The sequence below is a fragment of the Streptomyces sp. NPDC019224 genome (assembly GCF_040632605.1).
Taxonomy (GTDB): domain Bacteria; phylum Actinomycetota; class Actinomycetes; order Streptomycetales; family Streptomycetaceae; genus Streptomyces.
Genome location: NZ_JBEYCF010000015.1, coordinates 39,082 through 59,064, shown reverse-complemented (window position 1 = coordinate 59,064; position 19,983 = coordinate 39,082). Strand labels below are relative to the sequence as shown.

Here is a 19,983-nt window from a genome sequence, read left to right as displayed (position 1 = left end):
GGGGGCGCGGCCGGGGAGCGGGGTGATCTGAACTCGAAAGGGTGGCGGGTTTCGGGTGGGGACGGGTTGCCGGGGGTTGGGGTGGTATGGGTGTGCCCGGCACGCTCCTCGGGGTGAGGGCGGGCCGGGCACGGGTGGGGTGTGCGGTCAGGTGGCGTTGCGTACGTTCAGGGCGCGGCGCAGGTCGTCGAGCTGATCGGTGAGTTTGCGGCGCAGGGCGGGGATGAGGGCCTGGTCGGTGAGGGCTTCTTCGCCGAGGCGGAGGCTGTCGGCGTCGACGGCGTGGGCGGGGAAGGCGTGGCGTCCGGCGGCTTCGGCGATGGCGGGGCCGCGGCGGGCGGCGAGCTGGGCGGCCTCGGGGTAGTAGCGGGGCACGTAGGCCCGTACGAGGTCGGTCTGTTCGGGTTGCCAGAAGCCCTGGGCGGTGGCGGTGAAGAGGTAGTTGGAGAGGGTGTCGTCGTGGAACATGGCGTCCCAGGCGGTGGCCTTGGCCTCGGGGGTGGGCAGGGCGGCGCGGCAGCGGGCGGCGCCTTCCTGGCCGGTGGCGCTGGGGTCGTCCTCCAGGGCGGCGTCGATGGTTTCCTCGTCGGTGGCGCCGAGGACGGCGAGGCGGGTGAGGATGCGCCAGCGCAGTTCGGGGTCGAGTCCGGGTCCGCCGGGGACGATGTCGTCGGTGAGCCAGCCCTGGATGGTGTCGGGCTGGGTGGCGGCGTCGATGAGGTGGCGTACGGCGGTGAGGCGGAGGCCGGGGTTGGTGCCGTCCTCGGTGCGGCGGATGAGGTCGCGGCAGAGGGCGGTGAGGGTGGCGAGGGCGGCGGGGCGGTCCTCGGGGGTGGTGTAGCGGCCGGCGACCTGGGTGTCCGCGAAGGCGAGGACGCCTTGGAGGAGGGCGAGGTCGGTCTCGTAGGGGAGGTGGGCGCGGGCGGCTTCGAGGTAGGTGCTGGGGGCGAGTTCGCCGTCGCGGACCAGGTTGCGGGCGGCGTTCCAGATGACGGCGCGGGTGAGGGCGTCGGGGATGCCGGAGAGGCTGTCCAGGACGGTGTTCCAGGAGTGGGGGTCGAGGCGGATCTTGGCGTAGGTGAGGTCTTCGTCGTTGATGACGACGAGGGCGGGGCGGCGGCCGGGGCGGGTGAGGGTGGTGTCCTCGGGGATGCCGGTGGTGAAGCGTTCGCGCAGGGCGAGGGGGGTGGGGCCGTGCTGGGTGTCGAGGGTGTGGTCGTAGACGCCGACGCTGATGCGGTGGGGGCGGGTGCCCTGGTGGTCGATGGTGAGGGACCAGGTGGTGTCGGTTTCGCCGGTGTGTGCGGTGAGGGTGTCGATGCCGGTGGTGCGCAGCCACTGGTCGGCCCAGGCGTGGACGTCGCGGTCGGTGGCCGAGGCGAGGTTGTCGATGAAGTCGGCGAGGGTGGCGTTGCCGAACTTGTGGCGGGCGAAGTGGGTGTTGATGCCTGCGAGGAAGTCCTTCTCGCCGAGCCAGGCGACGAGTTGGCGCAGGGCGGAGGCGCCCTTGGAGTAGGAGATGCCGTCGAAGTTGAGGAGGGCGGACGCGGTGTCGGGGACGTCGGCCGGGTCGGGGGCGACGGGGTGGGTGGAGGGGCGCTGGTCGGCGTCGGAGCCCCAGCCCTTGCGGGCGACGCCGAAGTCGACCCAGGTGTCGGTGAAGGGGGTGGCTTCGGCGAGGGTCTGGTAGCCCATGTACTCGGCGAAGGACTCGTTGAGCCAGATGTCGTCCCACCAGGCGAGGGTGACGAGGTCGCCGAACCACATGTGGGCCATCTCGTGGGCGATGACCATGCCGCGGGTCTGGCGTTCGGTGTCGGTGACGGCGGAGCGGTAGACGAATTCGTCGCGGAAGGTGACGAGTCCGGGGTTCTCCATGGCGCCGGCGTTGAATTCGGGGACGAACGCCTGGTCGTAGGAGTCGAAGGGGTAGGGCTCGTCGAACTTCTCCTGGAACCGGTCGAAGCAGGCCCGGGTGATGTCGAGGATCTCGTCGGCGTCGGCGTCGAGGTGGGGGGCGAGGGAGCGGCGGCAGTGGATGCCGAAGGGCAGGCCGGCGTGCTCGGTGGTCACGGAGTGCCAGGGGCCTGCGGCGACGGCGACGAGGTAGGTGGAGACGGGGGGTGTGGGGGCGATGGTCCAGCGGCCGTTGCCGGTGTGTTCGGCGATGCCGTTGCCGAGGACGGTCCAGCCTTCGGGGGCGGTGACGGTGAGGGCGAAGACGGACTTGAGGTCGGGCTGGTCGAACGCGGCGAAGACGCGCTGGACGTCGTCCATGAAGAGCTGGGTGTAGACGTAGGTCTGGTTGTCGCTGGGGTCGGTGAAGCGGTGCATGCCCTCGCCGGTGCGGGAGTAGTGCATCGCGGCGTCGACGCGCAGTTCGTGGGGGCCGGTGGTGAGGCCGTTCAGGGGGAACCGGTTCCCGGTGAGGTGCGCGGGATCCAGCGGTTGCCCGTCCAGGCTGATCGAGCGCAGGGTGGCGGGCTTGAGCTCGATGAAGGTGTCACCGGCCGTGCGGGCGGTGAACTCGATCACGGTACGGGAGTCGAAGGTCTCCTCCGCCGTGGTGAGATCGAGTTCGATCGTGTATCGCTGTACGTCGAGGATCTGGGCTCGGGCCTGCGCTTCATCGCGCGTCAGTACGGACATGGGGACATGCTGCCGTATGCGCGGGGCGGCGCGCAGGCGGGTTCCGGTGGGGGCGGCGGGGGGTGACCGGGCGGGGGCCGGGCGGTTTCAGCGGCTGTCGGTCGCGGACTCCTCCGCGATGCGTTCGTGGTGGCGGATGACCTCGGCGACGATGAAGTTGAGCAGCTTCTCGGCGAAGGCGGGGTCGAGGTGGGCGCTCTCGGCGAGCTGGCGCAGGCGGGCGATCTGGCGGGCTTCGCGGGCCGGGTCGGCCGGGGGGAGGTGGTGGGCTGCCTTGAGGTGTCCGACCTGCTGGGTGCATTTGAAGCGTTCGGCCAGCATGTGGACGACGGCGGCGTCGATGTTGTCGATGCTCTGGCGCAGCCGGTCGAGTTCGAGGCGTACGGAGTCGTCGGTGTCGTTCGTGGTCATGGGCAGCGAGCTTACGGGGCTACGAGGTGATCGTCGGCGGGTGTTCGGGGTCCGGGACGCGGTCGCTCCAGCCGCCCGGGACGGTGCGGCCCTGTTGTTCGCGGAAGCGGACGGGGGCCATGCCGACGCGGCGGGCGAAGAGGCGGGAGAAGTAGGCGGGGTCGTCGTAGCCGACGCGGCGGGCGACGGCTGCGACGGGCAGGTCGCCGGTGGCGAGGAGTTCCTTGGCGCGGCCGAGCCGGATGCCGAGGAGGTAGTCCTTGGGGCTGCATCCGGCGCCCCGGCGTACCGCGGTGCGCAGTTCGGCGGAGGTCATGCCGTGGCGGGCGGCGTGCTCGGCGACGGACAGGGGCTGGAAGGCGTCGCGGGCGAGTGCCTGGAGGACGGGGTCGCCGTCGGGGCCGACGTCGGCGCGGGCCCGGCGCAGGGCGACGAGGAGTTCGTGGACGGCCGCGCCGGTCTCGACCTCCAGGAGGGGGTTGTCGCGGCGGGCCGCTCGGACCATGCGGCTGACGGCGGCGCGTGGGGCGGCGGTGTCGGAGAGCGGGACGAGGGGGCGGTCGGGTTCGATGTAGCCGAGTTCGGTGTAGGTGGCGGTGGCGGGTCCGGTGAAGTCGACGAAGCTCTCGTCCCAGCCGGTCACGGGGTCGGCGCCGTAGTGGTGCGGGGTGCCGGGGGTCAGCCAGATCAGGCTGGGCGCGGTGACGGGGAGCCGCCGCCCGTCGGGGCCGGTGAGCCATCCGCTGCCGGAGTGGACGATGACGGCGACGTGGTGGTCGAGGGTGCGCGGGCCGACGGTCGGCAGGGTGCCGTGCTGGAGGCCGACGCCGAGGCAGACCAGGCCGAGGCGGTGGTGGAGGGGGCTGGGGGTGAAGAAGCGCATCCAGGTGTGGTACATCGGTCCCTTCTCTCCCCGGTCCTCGTGTCGTATGCCTGGTGAGGCCGTATGCCTGTGAGCAGGCGGTTGTCCAAACAGCGAAGATCTTTGTCCATGGACCGGCCGCGCGCCAGGGGTGAGGGTGGACCGAGACATTCCGCGCATCAGGAGAACGAGCACCATGGCTGACTTCACCGTCGGGGACGACGACTTCCGGATCGACGGGAGGCCCGTACGGCTGCTGTCGGGGGCCCTGCACTACTTCCGGGTGCACGAGGGTCAGTGGGACCACCGGCTGGCGATGCTGCGGGCGATGGGCCTGAACTGTGTGGAGACGTACGTCCCGTGGAATCTGCACGAGCCGCGGCAGGGCCGGTTCCGGGACGTCGGGGCGCTGGGCAGGTTCCTGGACGCGGTGCACCGGGCGGGTCTGTGGGCGATCGTGCGGCCGGGCCCGTACATCTGTGCCGAGTGGGAGAACGGCGGGCTGCCCGTGTGGGTGACCGGCCGGTTCGGGCGGCGGGTGCGGACCCGTGACGGGGAATACCTGGACGCGGTGCGGGCGTGGTTCGCGGAGCTGCTGCCGCAGGTCGTCGAGCGGCAGGCCGACCGCGGCGGCCCGGTGATCATGGTGCAGGCGGAGAACGAGTACGGGAGTTACGGCACCGACGGCGTCTATCTGCGCCGGGTGACGGAGCTGCTGGGCGAGTTCGGGGTGGGGGTGCCGCTGTTCACCTCGGACGGGCCGGAGGATCACATGCTCACGGGCGGTTCGGTGCCCGGTCTGCTCGCCACGGCCAATTTCGGTTCGGGTGCCCGGGAGGCGTTCCGGGTGCTGCGCCGGCATCGGGCGGCGGGTCCGCTGATGTGCATGGAGTTCTGGTGCGGCTGGTTCGAGCACTGGGGTGCGCCGCCGGTGGTACGGGATCCGGCGCAGGCGGCCGGTGCGCTGGCGGAGATCCTGGAGTGCGGGGCGTCGGTGAACATCTACATGGCGCACGGTGGCACCAATTTCGGCGGCTGGGCGGGTGCGAACCGGTCGGGTCCGCTCCAGGACCAGGAGTTGCTGCCGACGGTGACGTCGTACGACTATGACGCGCCGGTCGACGAGTACGGGCGGGTCACGGAGAAGTTCCGGCTGTTCCGCGAGGTGCTCGCCGGTTACGCGGACGGGCCGCTTCCCCCGCTGCCGCCGGAGCCGGCCGGGCTCGCCGCTCCGGTGCGGGCGGAGCTGACGGAGTGGGCGTCGCTGGACGCCGTCCTCGGGGCGCTGGGTGACGAGGAGTCGGCGGAGTGCGGGGTGCCGCCCACGTTCGAGGAGTTGGGGGTCGACCGGGGGCTGGTGCGTTACCGGGTCGCGGTGCCGGGTCCGCGTCGCCCGTACGCCCTGGGGGTGTCGGGGTTGCGGGACCGGGCGGTGGTGTACGTGGACGGGGTGCGCCGGGGTGTCCTGAGCGGGGAGGCGGGGGCCCTGGAGGAGCCGGTGGCCGGGCCGGCCGAGGTGGAGCTGTGGGTGGAGTCGCTGGGCCGGGTCAACTACGGGCCGCGCCTGGGCGAGCCGAAGGGGATCACCGGGGGTGTGCTGCACGAGCGCCAGTATCTGCACGGGGTGCGGGCGCGGGCGCTGCGGCTGGACGCGTTCGACGAGCCGGGGGCGGTGGCGGGTGTGCCGTTCGCCCCGGTCGACGGGGCGGGCGGGACGGGCCTGTACCGGGGGACGTTCGAGATCGCGGACGCCGGCGGCACGGATCACGCGGGGCTCGAACTCCCGGGCTGGACGCGGGGGTTCGTCTGGGTGAACGGTTTCTGCCTGGGCCGCTACTGGTCGGCGGGCCCGCAGCGCACGCTGTACGTGCCGGGGCCGGTGCTGCGGGACGGTGTCAACGAGGTGTGGGTGCTGGAGACGGAGGGGGCGGGCGCCCCGTTCGTCGAGCTGGGGCCGGGGCTGCCGGTCCGGGTGGGCGGCTGACAACCCCGGGGCGCCTTCCGCGGTCTACAGTGGCGAGGAGTCGAGCGTCGCGCGAGCGGGGGTTACGGACGTGCCGGACAACTCCCGCCGCAGCCCGGTCGAGCACGGTTTCCCGCATCTGGCGACGGTCCGCTCGGCGGTCACCGCGCTGTACCGGAGGCTGGGTCGCGACGGCGTCCAGCGGTTCTCGGTGAGCTTCGCCCCGGTCGACGCGGCGTTCGCCGACGCGGATGATCTGCATCTGGGTGCGCAGCGGGTGGCGCGGGCGATGGTGCACCACTACCGGCTGCCGGACGCCCGGGTGATCGTGGCGTTCCGTGCGATGGAGCACGCGGGCAGCGTCGAACTCGCGGCGGGTCCCGAGTACTTCGTGGAGCTGAACGACCGTTTCCGCACCCATCGCAGGGACATCGGCGCGGCCCTGTCGCACGAGGTGGCGCATGTGCTGCTGCACCGGCTCGGCCTGGAGTTCCCCGGCACCCGCGACAACGAGATCCTGACCGACACGGCGGCGGCCTATCTCGGGGCGGGCTGGCTGCTGCTGGACGCGTTCCGCGAGGACGCGACGTCCAGCCAGAAGCTGGGCTATCTGACGCCGGAGGAGTTCGGGTACGTGCTGGCCAAGCGGGCGCAGGTGTTCGGCGAGGACCCTTCGCCGTGGTTCACCAGTCCGCAGGCGTACACCGCGTACGCGGAGGGCCGGGCGCGGGCGCTGCGGGAGGATGCGCAGCCGCCGCTCACGGCGGCCGGGTGGGCGGGCCGCCGCCGGTACGCCCGGGACCGGCGGTACGCGAGGGAGCATCCCGGTGCGGGGGCGGCTCCGGGGCGGGAGGTCCCGTACAGGTTCGAGACCGGCGGGGAGGGGCTGCGGGTGGCGTTCCCGTGTCCCACCTGCCATCAGCGCAACCGGGTGGCGGTGCGGGGGCGGGTGCGGGTGCGGTGCGGGTTGTGCGGGGCGGTGCTGGACTGCACGACGTGAGGTCCGCGCGGTGCGCTGAGGCGCGGGGTGCCGCCGGGTGGGGGCGCCGCCCCCGGGGCCCCGCTCCTCAATCGCCGGAGTGGCTTGATTTTCCGGTCGCCGGAGAGGTTGGTCCGCCGGCCTCCGGAGGGGCTTGGATTCCGGTCGCCGGAGGGGCTTGACCGGGCCCCTCCGGCGGGCGGGATTACGCGGCGCGGCGGCCGCGTGCCGGGGCCGTGCCGCGGCCGGTGCCGCGCGGGGCCGTGCCCCGCGGGGCGCCGCCCGTGCCCTGCGCACCACCGGTGCCGCCGCTCCGGCGTCCGCGGCCGCGGCTGCCCGAGCGGGTGCCCGTGCCGCTGCCGGCCGGCCGCGTGCGCGGCTTGGGCTGCGCCGGCTGGGGGACCTCTATGACGACCGCGACGCCGGACGGTTCGCGGGCGCCGGTGATGCGGGTGAGTTCTTCGTCGCTGGACCGGATGCGGGTGGTGTGCGGTGCGATGCCCGCGTCCTGCATCAGGCGGGTCATGTCCCGCTTCTCGTCGGGCAGGACCAGGGTGACGACGCTGCCGGACTCCCCGGCCCGGGCGGTGCGGCCGCCGCGGTGGAGGTAGTCCTTGTGGTCGGTGGGCGGGTCCACGTTGACGACGAGGTCGAGGTCGTCGACGTGGATGCCGCGTGCCGCCACGTTCGTCGCGACGAGGGCGGTGACCTGGCCGTTCTTGAACTGGTCCAGGGTGCGGTTGCGCTGCGGCTGCGAGCGCCCGCCGTGCAGTGCGGCGGCGCGCACCCCGCTGGCGAGGAGCCGCTTGGCGAAGCGGTCCGCGGCGCGCTTGGTGTCGACGAACATGATCACGCGCCCGTCGCGGGCGGCGATCTTCGTGGCGACGGCCTTCTTGTCGGTCTCGTCGAGCACATGGAGGACGTGGTGCTCCATGGTGGTGACCGCGCCGGCGGACGGGTCGACGGAGTGGACGACGGGGTCGGTGAGGAACATCTTGACCAGGCGGTCGATGTTCTTGTCCAGGGTCGCGGAGAACAGCATGCGCTGGCCGTCCGGCTCGACCTGCTTGAGCAGGGCGGTGACCTGGGGCATGAAGCCCATGTCGGCCATCTGGTCGGCCTCGTCCAGGACGGTGATCGCGACCTGGTCCAGGCGGCAGTCGCCGCGCTCGATGAGGTCCTTGAGCCGGCCGGGGGTCGCGACGAGCACCTCGGCGCCGCGGCGCAGGGTGGCGGACTGCTTGGTGATCGACATGCCGCCGACGACGGTGGCCAGGCGCAGGTTGACCGCGGTGGCGTACGGGGTCAGCGCGTCGGTGACCTGCTGGGCGAGTTCGCGGGTCGGGACGAGGACGAGGACCAGGGGTGCCTTGGGCTCGGCGCGGCGGCCGGCGGTGCGGGCCAGGAGCGCGAGGCCGAAGGCGAGGGTCTTGCCGGAGCCGGTGCGGCCCCGGCCGAGGATGTCGCGGCCGGCCAGCGAGTTGGGCAGGGTGGCGCCCTGGATCGGGAACGGCTCGGTCACGCCCTGCGCGGCAAGGGTCTTCAGCAGGGCGGCGGGCATGTCCAGCTCGGCGAACGCCTCGACGGCGGGCAGTGCGGGGGTGATGGTTTCGGGCAGCGCGAATTCGCCCTGCGGGGGCGTGGCCCTGCGACGGGGCGACGCCTTTCCGGATCCCTTGCCGGAACCCTGCGCGGTTGCCTTGGCCTGGGCCGTGCCACGCCCCCTCGACGGGCGGTTGCGGGCGGGGCGGTCCTGACGTTCGGAGCGGGTCATAACGGGATTGTCCTCCTGGGGACAGCACGAGCCGGGGCCCGCACCTTCACGGTGCGGGCCCCGGCTGCGAGGTACGCGTCCGGCAATTAGGCCGGGACGATGTTCTCCGCCTGCGGGCCCTTCTGGCCCTGCGTGACGTCGAAGCTGACCTTCTGGCCCTCGACGAGCTCACGGAAGCCAGAGGCGTTGATGTTCGAGTAGTGGGCGAAGACGTCGGCGCCGCCGCCGTCCTGCTCGATGAAGCCGAAGCCCTTTTCGGAGTTGAACCACTTCACGGTTCCAGTAGCCATGTCATTCTCCTAAGGAGGTGCAGTGCCGGAAATTCGCACTTTACGAATTCCAAGTCGCCGCATTGAGCCCCATCCGGAGAAAGCCGGAAAACAATAAAGCGCCTGACGAAGCATTCCCGTCAGGCGCACATAAAGTTCATGGGTACCAAAACTGCAACGGGGACAACGGTAGCACGGTTCGCCGCCGGATGTCGGGAGGCGGGCGGATCAGTCCTTCAGGGCGATCCCGTCCAGGACCATCGACAGGTACTGGCGGGCGATCTCCTCGGGGCTGTGCCGCCCGCCGGGCCGGTACCAGGATGCCGCGACCCAGACCGTGTCGCGGACGAACCGGTAGGTGAGGCGGATGTCCAGGTCGGCCCGGAAGGTGCCGTCGGCGACGCCGCGCTCCAGGGTGCCGAGCCACGCCCCCTCGAACTTCCGCCGGGAGCCGTCCAGGTACCGGAAGCGCGGCTGGGCGGCCAGGTGCCGGGCCTCCTTCCGGTAGATGGAGACGGCGTCCCGGTGCCGGTCGATCTCCCGGAAGGATTCGGCGACCAGGGCCTCGATGGTCTCCCTGGGGCCGAGCCCGGCCGCCAGGACGGCGTCGTACCCCTCCCCCAGCTCGGTCAGGAAGGTGGAGAGGATCTCGTCGACCATCGATTCCTTGGAATCGAAGTGGTGGTAGAGGCTGCCCGCGAGCATCCCGGCCTCGTCCGCGATCCTGCGCACGGTCGTGGCGTTGTACCCCTGGGCGGCGAAGACCCCGGCCGCGGTGGCGAGCAGTTCGGCACGGCGCTCGGAGGGGGTCGCCCGGGGCTTCTTCTTGGTAGGCACTCGCCCATTGTCCGCCCGCCGCGCGCCTCCCGGGGGCCGAGGCCGCCCTCAGCGGTCCTCGGAGAGCGTTCCCTCCTCGTTGCCCCTGCGGATGGTGCGCAGCGGGCGGCCGGGGCGCCAGGTGCGGATGACGAGGGTGTCGCCGCCTTCGAGGCCGACGCGCACCACCTCGGTGGGTTCGACGCGGAACAGGTGGAAGGGCTCGGGCGGGGTGCGCTCGTCGATGAAGCGGGCGAGCACGGCGGGGTCGGTGATCTCGACCGCGCGTCCGGAGATCCGGACGTCTCCGTCGGCCATCTCGGCGCCGGGCCCGGGGTTGGCGTGCACCGAGAAGCGGGGGTCGCGGCGCAGGTCGAGGGCCTTGCGTGAGTTCGGCATCATGCCGAGGTGCGGTTCGTCCTCCCAGAAGTCCACCTCCAGACCGGTGACCCGGGGCGATCCGTCCTTGCGGAGGGTGGCGAGGACGTGGTGGCGGTACAGGGCGAACCGCCGGCGGACGGTGTCGGCGAAGTCGGGTTCGGCGGTGCGGAAGTCGGTCCAGGAACTGGTGCTCATGGGGCCATGGAAGCCGGGAAACCCGACATCTCCTGTCCGGTTTCCCCCTGGACCTGCCGTTCCCCACCCGTTCGGGGGTCCGGAGGAACGCGGAGCCCGGGTCGGGGGCGTGGTGCCGGGTTCGCTATCTTGATCGCCGCCGTCCCCCCACCGGCCCCTGATCCCCGTACAGACGAAGGAGCCGGCCATGGAGGCCGCCGCCACCACGTGCTACCGCCATCCCTCGTACGAGACGTATGTGAGCTGTGTCCGCTGCGAGCGCTTCATCTGTCCCTCCTGCATGCGGGAGGCCGCGGTCGGTCATCAGTGTGTGGCGTGCGTGAAGGAGGGGCTGCGTTCGGTGCGCCGGGCCCGGACGGTGTTCGGCGGGGCGGTGTCGCGGACGGCGGTGCCGGTCGTGACGTACGCGCTGATCGGCCTCGATGTCCTGGTGTACGTGGCGGAGCTGATACGCCCGGGGCTCGTCGACCGGTTCGCGATGACGGGGGCCGGGCTGACGGATCCGGAGGGCGGGCGGTATCTCTACGTCGACGGCGGCTACCCCGGGTTCGACGTGGTCGGGGTCGTGGACGGCGAGTGGTACCGGCTGCTGACCGGGTCCTTCCTCCATCTGCTGCCGGGCGGCACGTCGTTCGGGTCGCTGCCGTTCGGGGTGCTGCACATCGTGTTCAACCTGTACGCCCTGTGGAATCTGGGCCGGGTCGTCGAGGAGCAGCTGGGCCGTCTCCGCTTCCTCGCCCTGTATCTGCTGGCCGCGCTGGGCGGTTCGGTGCTGGTGTATCTGGTCTCGCCGTCCGACGAGGTGGTGGGTGCGTCGGGGGCGGTGTTCGGTCTCGCCGCCGCGTTCTACGTCATCAGCCGGCGGCTGGGCCGGGACATGCGGGCGGTCAACAGCTTCCTGGGCGGGTTCCTGGTGTGGATGCTGGTCTCGGCGGCCGTGACCTCGTGGGAGGCGCATCTGGGCGGCCTGCTCACCGGGGCGGCGGTGACCGTGGTGTACGCGTACGCTCCCGCCGGGCGGCGTACGGCGGTGCAGGCGGCGGGGTGTGTGGTGCTGGCGGCGGTGCTGGTGCTCCTGGTGGTCCTCAAGACGTCGGCGCTGACCGGCTGAGCGGGGCCGGGCCACCCCGGTCTGACACGATGACCGCATGCGGAAAGATCACTCCACGCCGCTCCCGCGCGCCCTGGCGCGGCGGTTGCACCCCCTGGACCGGCTGGCCGGCGGGCTGCTCCTGCTCGGAGTGATCGCCGCGGCGACCGGGCTGCTGCCCGCCGGGCCCGCGCAGGACCAGTTGCGGCGCATCGGGCCGCTGCTGGCGTTCCTGGCGACCGTGATCGTGCTGGCGGAACTGGCGGGCCGGGCCCAGGTCTTCGACGTGGTCGCGGCGTGGGTGGCGCGGGCGGGGCGGGGCCGTTATCCGCTGCTGTTCGGGCTGTGCGTGGCGTTCGCCTCGCTGACCACGATCACTCTGAACCTGGACACCACGGCCGTGCTGCTCACTCCGGTGATGCTGGCGCTGGCGGGCCGGGTGGGCATCGCGGCGGTGCCGCTCGCGATGACGACGGTGTGGCTGGCCAACACGGCGAGCCTGCTGCTGCCCGTGTCGAATCTGACCAACCTGCTGGCGGCGGACCGGGTGGCGCTGTCGCCGGCCGGGCTCGCCGCCGTGATGTGGCTGCCGCAGCTGGCCGCGATCGGGATGACGGCGCTGTGCCTGTGGGTGTTCTACTGGCGCCGGGGCCGGCGGGGGGCCGACGCGTACGTCCCGCCGCCGGTGCCGTCGCCCGACGACCGGGTGCTGCTGGGGGTGTGCTCGGCGGCGTGTGCCGGGTTCCTGCTGGCGATCCTGGTGGTGGACGTGCCGCTGTGGTCCGCCTCGCTGGTGGCGATGGTGGTCGTGGTGGCGGTGTACGCGGTGCGGCGGCGCGAGGAGCTGCGGCTGTCGCTGGTCCCGTGGCGGCTGCTGGTCCTGGTACCGGGGATGTTCCTGGTGGTGGAGACGGTCAACGCGCACGGACTGCACGAGGTGCTGGTGCGGGCGCTCGGCTCGGACGACGGCCTGGCGGGCATGCTGCGTACCGCCGGGGTGGGCGCGGGGCTCGCCAACGTACTGAACAACCTTCCGGCGTACGTGGCGGGCGAGGCGGTCGTCCCGGCGGACAACCACCACCAGCTGCTCGCCCTGCTGATCGGGGTGAACGCGGGCCCGCTCGTCACGCCCTGGGGGTCGCTGGCGACGCTGCTGTGGTTCGAGCGGTGCCGGTGGCAGGGGACGCGCATCGGCGTACGGCGCTTCGCGCTGACCGGTCTGGTGCTCGCGGTGACGGCGACGGGGGCGGCGACCTGCGCGCTGGCCGTGACCGTCTGAGGCCGGGGCCGCCGGCCGGGAGGCGGGGCGGCACCCGTCCCCGGACGCGCCACGGCGCCTGCCGATTCGTCCGGTCGGGGACGGGCAGGCGCCGCGTTCAGTTCCGCACGCCGTTGTGCGGGACGTCTGGTGTGCCGTATCAGACCGTCAGAGCACGGTCCGTCGGGCGGATCGGGGCCGGCAGGGCGCTGGCTCCGGTCAGGTAGCGGTCCACGCCGCGTGCCGCGGAGCGGCCCTCGGCGATGGCCCACACGATGAGGGACTGGCCGCGGCCCGCGTCGCCGGCGACGAAGACGCCGTCGACGTTGGTCGCGTAGTCCGCGTCACGGGCGATGTTGCCCCGTGCGTCGAGCTCCAGACCGAACTGCTGGACCAGACCGTTGGCCTGGTCGGTGCCGGTGAAGCCCATCGCGAGCGTGACCAGCTGCGCGGGGATGACCCGCTCGGTGCCGGGCTTCTGCTCCAGCTTACCGTCCTTGAACTCCACCTCGACGAGGTGGAGGGCCTGGACGTTGCCGTCCTCGTCGCCCTCGAAGTGGGTGGTCGAGACGGAGTAAACTCGCTCGCCGCCCTCCTCGTGCGCGGAGGTGACCTTGTAGAGCATGGGGAAGGTCGGCCAGGGCTGGTTGGCGTTCCGCTCCTCGCCCGGCCGGGGCATGATCTCCAGCTGGGTGACGGACAGGGCGCCCTGCCGGTGCGCGGTGCCGACGCAGTCGGCGCCGGTGTCGCCGCCGCCGATGACGACGACGTGCTTGCCCTCGGCGGTGATCGGGGAGACCGTCAGGTCGCCCTCCTGCACCTTGTTGGCGAGCGGCAGGTACTCCATCGCGAAGTGCACGCCGTTCAGTTCGCGGCCGGGGACGGGCAGGTCGCGCGAGACGGTGGCGCCGGCGGCGACGACCACGGCGTCGTAGCGGCGGCGCAGCTTCGCGGCGTCGATGTCCCGGCCGATCTCGATCTCGGTGCGGAACTTGGTGCCCTCCGCGCGCATCTGCTCGATGCGGCGGTTGATGTGCGACTTCTCCATCTTGAACTCGGGGATGCCGTAGCGGAGGAGGCCCCCGATGCGGTCCGCGCGCTCGTAGACGGCGACGGTGTGGCCGGCCCGGGTCAGCTGCTGGGCGGCGGCGAGGCCGGCGGGGCCGGAGCCGATGACGGCGACGGTCTTGCCGGAGAGGCGCTCGGGCGGCTGCGGGGTGACGTCGCCGCTGTCCCACGCCTTGTCGATGATCGAGACCTCGACGTTCTTGATGGTGACGGCCGGCTGGTTGATGCCGAGCACGCACGCCGACTCGCAGGGGGCCGGGCACAGCCGCCCGGTGAACTCCGGGAAGTTGTTCGTGGCGTGCAGCCGCTCGGACGCGGCGGCCCAGTCCTCGCGGTAGGCGTAGTCGTTCCACTCGGGGATGAGGTTTCCGAGCGGGCAGCCGTTGTGGCAGAACGGGATGCCGCAGTCCATGCAGCGGCCGGCCTGCTTGCTGATGATCGGGAGCAGCGAGCCGGGAACGTAGACCTCGTTCCAGTCCTTGACGCGCTCGCTCACCGGGCGGGTCTCGGCGACCTCGCGGCCGGTGGTCAGGAAGCCCTTGGGGTCAGCCATTGGTCGCCGCCTCCATCATCTTCTCGGTGGTCTCCTGCTCGGAGAGACCGGCGAGCTCAGCGGCGTCCTTGGCGGCGAGCACTGCCTTGTAGGTGGACGGGATGATCTTGCTGAAGCGGGCCACCGCGGTGTCCCACTCGGCGAGGAGCTTCTCGGCGACGGTGGAGCCGGTCTCCTCCTGGTGGCGGCGCACGACGTCGTGCAGCCACTGCTTGTCGGTGTCGGTGAGTTCCTCGATCGCGCCGAGGTTGCCGGCGTTGACGTTGTCGCGGTCGAGGTCGACGACGTAGGCGACGCCGCCGGACATGCCGGCCGCGAAGTTGCGGCCGGTCTCGCCGAGCACCACGGCGTGGCCGCCGGTCATGTACTCGCAGCCGTGGTCGCCCACGCCCTCGGAGACGACGGTGGCGCCGGAGTTGCGGACGCAGAACCGTTCGCCGGTGCGGCCGCGCAGGAACAGTTCGCCGCCGGTGGCGCCGTAGGCGATGGTGTTGCCGGCGATGGTGGAGTACTCGGCGAGGTGGTCGGCGCCGCGGTCCGGGCGGACGACGACGCGTCCGCCGGACAGGCCCTTGCCGACGTAGTCGTTGGCGTCGCCCTCCAGGCGCAGCGTGATGCCGCTGGGCAGGAAGGCGCCGAAGGACTGGCCCGCGGAGCCGGTGAAGGTGATGTCGATGGTGTCCTCGGGCAGGCCCGCACCGCCGAACTTCTTCGTGACCTCGTGGCCGAGCATGGTGCCGACGGTCCGGTTGATGTTGCGGATCGCGATCTGCGCGCGGACCGGCTGGGCGGCCTCGGGGCTGTCGGCCTTGAGGGCGTCGGCGGCGAGCTTGATCAGCTCGTTGTCGAGGGCCTTGTCCAGGGCGTGGTCCTGCTCGGTGTTCCGGTACCGGACCGCGCCTTCGGGCAGTTCGGGGACGTGGAACAGCGGGGCGAGGTCCAGGCCCTGCGCCTTCCAGTGGGTGACGGCGCGGTCGGTGTCGAGGAGTTCGGCGTGGCCGACGGCCTCTTCGATCGTACGGAAGCCGAGCTCGGCGAGGAGTTCGCGGACTTCCTGGGCGATGAACTCGAAGAAGTTGACGATGTACTCGGCCTTGCCGGAGAAGCGGTCGCGCAGGACCGGGTTCTGGGTGGCGATGCCGACCGGGCAGGTGTCGAGGTGGCAGACGCGCATCATGACGCAGCCGGAGACGACGAGCGGCGCGGTCGCGAAACCGAACTCCTCGGCGCCGAGCAGCGCGGCGATGACGACGTCGCGGCCGGTCTTGAGCTGGCCGTCGGTCTGCACGACGATGCGGTCGCGCAGGCCGTTGAGCAGCAGGGTCTGCTGGGTCTCGGCGAGGCCGAGCTCCCAGGGGCCGCCCGCGTGCTTGAGGGAGGTGAGCGGGGATGCGCCCGTGCCGCCGTCGTGGCCGGAGATGAGGACGACGTCCGCGTGCGCCTTGGAGACGCCGGCGGCGACCGTGCCGACGCCGACCTCGGAGACCAGCTTCACGTGGATGCGGGCCGCCGGGTTGGCGTTCTTGAGGTCGTGGATCAGCTGAGCCAGGTCCTCGATGGAGTAGATGTCGTGGTGCGGCGGCGGGGAGATGAGGCCGACGCCCGGGGTGGAGTGCCGGGTCCTGGCGACCCACGGGTAGACCTTGTGGCCGGGCAGCTGGCCGCCCTCGCCGGGCTTGGCGCCCTGGGCCATCTTGATCTGGATGTCGTCCGCGTTGACCAGGTACTCGCTGGTGACACCGAAGCGGCCGGAGGCGACCTGCTTGATGGACGAGCGGCGGGCCGGGTCGTAGAGCCGTTCGGCGTCCTCGCCGCCCTCACCGGTGTTGGACTTGCCGCCCAGCTGGTTCATGGCGATGGCGAGGGTCTCGTGGGCCTCGCGGGAGATGGAGCCGTAGGACATGGCGCCGGTGGAGAAGCGCTTGACGATCTCCGAGACGGGCTCGACCTCCTCGATGTCGATCGAGGGGCGGTCCGACGTGAAGCCGAACAGGCCGCGGAGCGTCATCAGCCGCTCGGACTGCTCGTTCACCCGGTCCGTGTACTTCTTGAAGATGTCGTACCGGCGGTTGCGGGTGGAGTGCTGGAGGCGGAAGACCGTCTCCGGGTCGAACAGGTGCGGTTCGCCCTCGCGGCGCCACTGGTACTCGCCGCCGATCTCCAGCGCGCGGTGCGAGGCGGAGATGCCGGAGGCGGGGTAGCCCTTGGTGTGCCGGGCGGCGACCTCCTTGGCGATGACGTCGAGGCCGGCGCCGCCGATCTTGGTGGCGGTGCCGTTGAAGTAGCGGTCGACGAACGCCTGGTCGAGGCCGACGGCCTCGAAGACCTGGGCGCCGCGGTAGGAGGCGACCGTGGAGATGCCCATCTTGGACATGACCTTCAGGACGCCCTTGCCCAGGGCGTAAATGAGGTTGCGGATGGCCTGCTCGGCCTCGATGCCCTCGATGAAGGTGCCGGCCCGGACCAGGTCCTCGACGGACTCCATGGCCAGGTACGGGTTGACCGCGGCGGCGCCGTAGCCGATGAGCAGGGCGACGTGGTGGACCTCGCGGACGTCACCGGCCTCGACCAGCAGGCCCACCTGGGTGCGCTGCTTGGTGCGGATGAGGTGGTGGTGGACGGCGGAGGTGAGCAGCAGCGAGGGGATCGGTGCGTGCTCGGCGTCGGAGTGCCGGTCGGACAGGACGATCAGGCGGGCGCCGTCCTCGATGGCGGCGTCGACCTCGGTGCAGATCTCCTCGATCCGGGCGGCCAGCGCGTCGCCGCCGCCGCCGACCCGGTAGAGGCCGGAGAGCGTGGCGGCCTTCATGCCCGGCATGTCGCCGTCGGCGTTGATGTGTATGAGCTTGGCCAGCTCGTCGTTGTCGATCACCGGGAAGGGCAGCGCGACGCTGCGACAGGACGCGGCGTTGGGCTCCAGGAGGTTGCCCGCGGGACCCAGCGTGGAGCGCAGCGAGGTGACGAGTTCCTCGCGGATGGCGTCCAGCGGCGGGTTGGTGACCTGTGCGAACAGCTGGGTGAAGTAGTCGAACAGCAGCCGGGGGCGGGCCGAGAGCGCGGCGATCGGCGAGTCGGTGCCCATGGAGCCGAGGGGTTCGCCGCCGGTGCGGGCCATCGGGGCGAGGATGACGCGCAGCTCCTCCTCGGTGTAGCCGAAGGTCTGCTGGCGGCGGGTGACGGAGGCGTGGGTGTGGACGATGTGCTCCCGCTCGGGGAGGTCCTCCAGCTCGATCTCGCCGGTCTCCAGCCACTCCTGGTAGGGGTGCTCGGCGGCGAGGGACGCCTTGATCTCGTCGTCCTCGATGATGCGGTGCTCGGCGGTGTCGACGAGGAACATCCTGCCGGGCTGCAGGCGGCCCTTGCGGACGACCTTGGCGGGGTCGATGTCCAGGACGCCGACCTCGGAGGAGAGGACGACGAGCCCGTCGTCGGTGACCCAGTAGCGGCCGGGGCGCAGGCCGTTGCGGTCGAGGACCGCGCCGACCTGGATGCCGTCGGTGAAGGTGACGCAGGCCGGGCCGTCCCAGGGCTCCATCATCGCGGAGTGGTACTGGTAGAAGGCGCGGCGGGCGGGGTCCATGGAGTCGTGGTTCTCCCACGCCTCGGGGACCATCATCAGCACGGAGTGCGGGAGCGAGCGGCCGCCGAGGTGGAGCAGCTCCAGGACCTCGTCGAAGGAGGCGGAGTCGGAGGCGTCGGGGGTGCAGACGGGGAAGATCCGGTCGAGCGGCGCGTCGCCGAAGAGGCCGGAGGCGAGCTGGGACTCGCGGGCCTTCATCCAGTTCCGGTTGCCCTTGACCGTGTTGATCTCGCCGTTGTGCGCGACGAAGCGGTACGGGTGTGCGAGCGGCCAGCTCGGGAAGGTGTTCGTCGAGAAGCGGGAGTGGACCAGGGCGACCGCGGTGGCGAAGCGGGGGTCGGAGAGGTCCGGGAAGAAGGGTTCGAGCTGGCCGGTGGTGAGCATCCCCTTGTAGACGAGGGTGCGTGCGGAGAGCGACGGGAAGTAGACCCCGGCCTCGCGCTCGGCGCGCTTGCGCAGCACGAACGCCTTGCGGTCCAGGGCGATGCCGGTGCTCTCGCCGTCCGTGACGAAGAGCTGGCGGAACTCGGGCATGGTGGCGCGGGCGCCGTTGCCGAGGATGCCGGGGGTGACCGGGACCTCGCGCCAGCCGAGGACGGTCAGGCCCTCCTCGCCGGCGATCTTCTCCAGGGCGCGGACGGCGCCGGTGGAGTCGTCGGCGGGCAGGAAGGCGATGCCGACGGCGTAGGCGCCGGGCTCGGGGAGGGCGAAGGGGGCCTCGGCGCGCAGGAAGGCGTCCGGGACCTGGAGCAGGATTCCGGCACCGTCACCGGAGTCGGGCTCCGAGCCGGTGGCGCCGCGGTGTTCGAGGTTGCGCAGTACGGTCAGCGCCTGCTCGACCATCTCGTGGCCGGGCACCCCGGTCAGAGTGGCTACGAACCCCACGCCACAGGCGTCGTGCTCGTTGCGGGGGTCGTACATCCCCTGGGGGGCGGGGCGACCGTCCATGGGCGACCAGGCGTCGGTGCGCATCGGCTCTCCCGTCGTCGTCGTGGCATATGCAGTGCCGAGGGACGACGTTGGCCCTCTGCGAAATTTCGTGCAGATTACATGATGGGGCGCTTCTCAAAAAGCGGATGAACCGTTCCACCATACGGACACCGTCGATGGCGGTGGGGTGGGCCGCTGTCGGAGGATCGGCACCCGGGAGACCGCGGAGGGCAGGCGTCGTTGCCTGCGGTGTCTACGGCTCTTGCCCGGTGCTGGAGAGAACGAAACCGCCGGGCAGTGGCTACTTATGTGCAGCCCTGCATAGAGACTCATTTTACGGTGCGCGGAGGGGCCCGCCCAGTGGCGCGGACCAAGACGTACGTCACACGCGTGGCGTACGGGTAACAGGCCGATTGCGCGACCGGGCCGCCCGGTCCGGAAAAAGGGGCGGTCAGCCGCCGACGGCCACCCCGAACAGCGCGCCCAGGCCGTACGTGAGCGCGGCGGCCGCACCGCCGAGGGTCAGCTGGCGCAGTCCGCTGAACCACCAGCTGCGGGCGGTCACCCGGGCCACCACCGCGCCGCAGCCGAACAGGCCGGCCAGGGCCAGCAGCGCGGCCGGCCACAGCGCGTCCGCACCGAGCAGGTACGGCAGCACGGGCAGCAGGGCACCCAGCGCGAACGCGCCGAACGAGGAGACGGCGGCCACCAGCGGCGAGGGGAGGTCGCCCGGGTCGATGCCCAGCTCCTCGCGCGCGTGTATTTCGAGCGCCTGCTCCGGGTCGCGCGAGAGCTGACGGGCGACCTCGCGGGCGAGCGCGGTCTCGACGCCCCGGGACTCGTAGAGCGCGGCGAGCTCCCGCTCCTCGTCCACGGGGTGCTTGCGCAGCTCGCGCCGCTCGACGTCCAGCTCGGCCTCGACCAGCTCGCGCTGGGAGGCGACGGAGGTGTACTCGCCGGCCGCCATGGAGAAGGCGCCGGCGGCCAGTCCGGCCAGGCCGGTGATGACGAGGGTGCGGTGCGAGACGTCGCCGCCGGCGACACCGGTCATCAGGGCGAGGTTCGAGACGAGCCCGTCCATCGCGCCGAAGACCGCGGGACGCAGCCAGCCGCCGTTGACGTCACGGTGGGTGTGGTTGTCCCGGTGCGCCTCGTGCAGTACGGCGTCGGTCTCGATGATGGCCACGACTGCTCCTCTCCCCTCT

Annotated in this window: 14 protein-coding genes; 4 read left to right on the top strand and 10 right to left on the bottom strand. The window is 71.8% G+C overall.

What is annotated here, in order from left to right:
• Positions 1-147: 147 nt before the first annotated feature.
• The 3 genes from pepN to ABZ564_RS12620 form a co-directional block, all read right to left on the bottom strand.
• Positions 148-2,649, bottom strand: coding sequence for an aminopeptidase N (gene pepN / locus ABZ564_RS12630; RefSeq protein ID WP_360854013.1), 2,502 nt, complete (start codon positions 2,647-2,649; stop codon positions 148-150).
• An 87-nt stretch (positions 2,650-2,736) separates the two neighbouring features.
• Positions 2,737-3,060, bottom strand: coding sequence for a chorismate mutase (locus ABZ564_RS12625; RefSeq protein WP_360854010.1), 324 nt, complete (start codon positions 3,058-3,060; stop codon positions 2,737-2,739).
• A 19-nt stretch (positions 3,061-3,079) separates the two neighbouring features.
• Positions 3,080-3,958, bottom strand: coding sequence for an AraC family transcriptional regulator (locus ABZ564_RS12620; protein WP_360854007.1), 879 nt, complete (start codon positions 3,956-3,958; stop codon positions 3,080-3,082).
• A gap of 160 nt (positions 3,959-4,118) precedes the next feature.
• Here ABZ564_RS12620 and ABZ564_RS12615 point away from each other — a divergent pair, with 160 nt between their 5' ends.
• Together ABZ564_RS12615 and ABZ564_RS12610 are read left to right on the top strand one after the other, a co-directional pair.
• A complete protein-coding gene (locus ABZ564_RS12615; protein ID WP_360854004.1) occupies positions 4,119-5,906 on the top strand; it encodes a glycoside hydrolase family 35 protein in 1,788 nt (595 codons plus the stop codon).
• Between the two features lie 70 nt (positions 5,907-5,976).
• Positions 5,977-6,885 carry a hypothetical protein gene (locus ABZ564_RS12610; RefSeq protein WP_360854001.1) on the top strand — a complete coding sequence of 303 codons (909 nt, stop codon included), beginning with the start codon at positions 5,977-5,979 and terminating at the stop codon, positions 6,883-6,885.
• A 184-nt stretch (positions 6,886-7,069) separates the two neighbouring features.
• On the opposite strand, the gene ABZ564_RS12605 is transcribed toward ABZ564_RS12610, so the two are convergent.
• The 4 genes from ABZ564_RS12605 to ABZ564_RS12590 all read right to left on the bottom strand — a co-directional run bounded on the left by ABZ564_RS12605 (position 7,070) and on the right by ABZ564_RS12590 (position 10,299).
• Positions 7,070-8,638 (bottom strand): DEAD/DEAH box helicase, encoded by a 1,569-nt coding sequence (locus ABZ564_RS12605; protein WP_360853998.1) that lies wholly within the window; start codon positions 8,636-8,638, stop codon positions 7,070-7,072.
• Positions 8,639-8,724: 86 nt separating this feature from the next.
• Positions 8,725-8,928: a cold-shock protein gene (locus ABZ564_RS12600; protein ID WP_018518748.1), complete on the bottom strand. Its 204-nt coding sequence runs from the start codon at positions 8,926-8,928 to the stop codon at positions 8,725-8,727.
• Between the two features lie 207 nt (positions 8,929-9,135).
• Positions 9,136-9,744 (bottom strand): TetR/AcrR family transcriptional regulator, encoded by a 609-nt coding sequence (locus tag ABZ564_RS12595; protein WP_360853995.1) that lies wholly within the window; start codon positions 9,742-9,744, stop codon positions 9,136-9,138.
• A 48-nt stretch (positions 9,745-9,792) separates the two neighbouring features.
• Entirely contained in the window at positions 9,793-10,299 is a 507-nt protein-coding gene (locus ABZ564_RS12590; protein WP_360853992.1) for a pyridoxamine 5'-phosphate oxidase family protein, read from the bottom strand.
• Between the two features lie 187 nt (positions 10,300-10,486).
• Here ABZ564_RS12590 and ABZ564_RS12585 point away from each other — a divergent pair, with 187 nt between their 5' ends.
• Both ABZ564_RS12585 and ABZ564_RS12580 read left to right on the top strand, forming a co-directional pair.
• Positions 10,487-11,410, top strand: coding sequence for a rhomboid family intramembrane serine protease (locus ABZ564_RS12585; protein WP_360853989.1), 924 nt, complete (start codon positions 10,487-10,489; stop codon positions 11,408-11,410).
• 37 nt (positions 11,411-11,447) lie between these two features.
• Positions 11,448-12,668, top strand: a complete 1,221-nt coding sequence (locus ABZ564_RS12580; protein WP_360853986.1) for an SLC13 family permease — start codon at positions 11,448-11,450, stop codon at positions 12,666-12,668.
• Positions 12,669-12,807: 139 nt separating this feature from the next.
• On the opposite strand, the gene ABZ564_RS12575 is transcribed toward ABZ564_RS12580, so the two are convergent.
• From ABZ564_RS12575 to ABZ564_RS12565, 3 genes are all read right to left on the bottom strand, one after another.
• Positions 12,808-14,268 carry a glutamate synthase subunit beta gene (locus ABZ564_RS12575; RefSeq protein ID WP_360853983.1) on the bottom strand — a complete coding sequence of 487 codons (1,461 nt, stop codon included), beginning with the start codon at positions 14,266-14,268 and terminating at the stop codon, positions 12,808-12,810.
• Positions 14,261-18,820 carry a glutamate synthase large subunit gene (gene gltB, locus ABZ564_RS12570; protein ID WP_360853980.1) on the bottom strand — a complete coding sequence of 1,520 codons (4,560 nt, stop codon included), beginning with the start codon at positions 18,818-18,820 and terminating at the stop codon, positions 14,261-14,263. The genes ABZ564_RS12575 and gltB overlap by 8 nt, the downstream gene beginning before the upstream one ends.
• Positions 18,821-19,229: 409 nt before the next feature.
• Complete coding sequence (locus tag ABZ564_RS12565; RefSeq protein WP_360853978.1) at positions 19,230-19,964, bottom strand: VIT1/CCC1 transporter family protein; 735 nt, start codon at positions 19,962-19,964, stop codon at positions 19,230-19,232.
• Positions 19,965-19,983 lie beyond the last annotated feature (19 nt).